Source organism: Bartonella sp. AA86SXKL (assembly GCF_042196885.1).
Genome location: NZ_JBHIRE010000222.1, coordinates 1 through 834 on the forward strand (window position 1 = coordinate 1; position 834 = coordinate 834).

Consider the following 834-nt stretch of genomic DNA (forward strand, 5'->3'; position numbering starts at 1 on the left):
CCAATCCCTAAGTTTCATTCTTTAACGGCTGAGGAGAAGGAACGTTTGCAAGCTGGTTCTGATGGCCAGGTGCATGTGTCGTTCAATGGTATCTTTACACCCCCAGAGGAAGCTGCTGTTTATGCCGAGCAACATGCTGTTAATAAAAATGAACCGCTTTATTTTGTGGTGTTTCCACAAGCCGATACGGCTCTCTCAGAACTTCTGGTAGCGGGGTATCAGAAGTTACTGGAAAATAACTTTTGGGGTTTGACCAATTCAACACAAGAAGCAAAAGATCTGATGTCTCGCTATGGTAATACAGGGTTAGAACTTTATGCCCATAGTCGCGGTAGCATGACATTGGGGAATATGCTGTATTCTTTTCAACAACAAGGTGTGCACGGGATAGCTAACAAAAACACGACTATCAATCTCTATGGACCAGCCTTTAATGCTTTAGTTGCATCCGATCTGTTAGGCTATGTGAGTGACGGCAAACAAACCACTGTTGGTTTTGATGGGCATAGATATGATTTTGTCAGCCGATGGATTGGCGGTAATAGCTATACTTACAAGACAATTCCTTCAGACAGTAATGCTTGGAAAGAATGGTGGAGAATGTTTACAGATCCCAACAATGTCCACACTTGCCTTGGAGATGCGGGTTATGAATGTGGATATAATTATGGTTCATCTCATCGTGAACAAAAACCTTGAATTAAATCATGGAGTAAAAAATGAAACAAACTCTAAAATTATTAGGTGGCTTAGCTTTGTTAAGTATAGCTGGATGTCAGTTTAATAAAACTCCTGGAGGGTATTTGAGCGCGTGGGAGCAAAATGGTCTTACTA

Annotated in this window: 1 protein-coding gene; it reads left to right on the forward strand. The window is 41.4% G+C overall.

The genetic code is table 11. The annotated features are described in order from the left end of the window. Positions 1 to 3 precede the first annotated feature (3 nt). The gene (locus ACFIO5_RS11105) at positions 4 to 699 is read left to right on the forward strand and encodes a filamentous hemagglutinin (RefSeq protein ID WP_522729887.1); all 696 of its coding nucleotides are present in this window, start codon (positions 4 to 6) and stop codon (positions 697 to 699) included. Positions 700 to 834 lie beyond the last annotated feature (135 nt).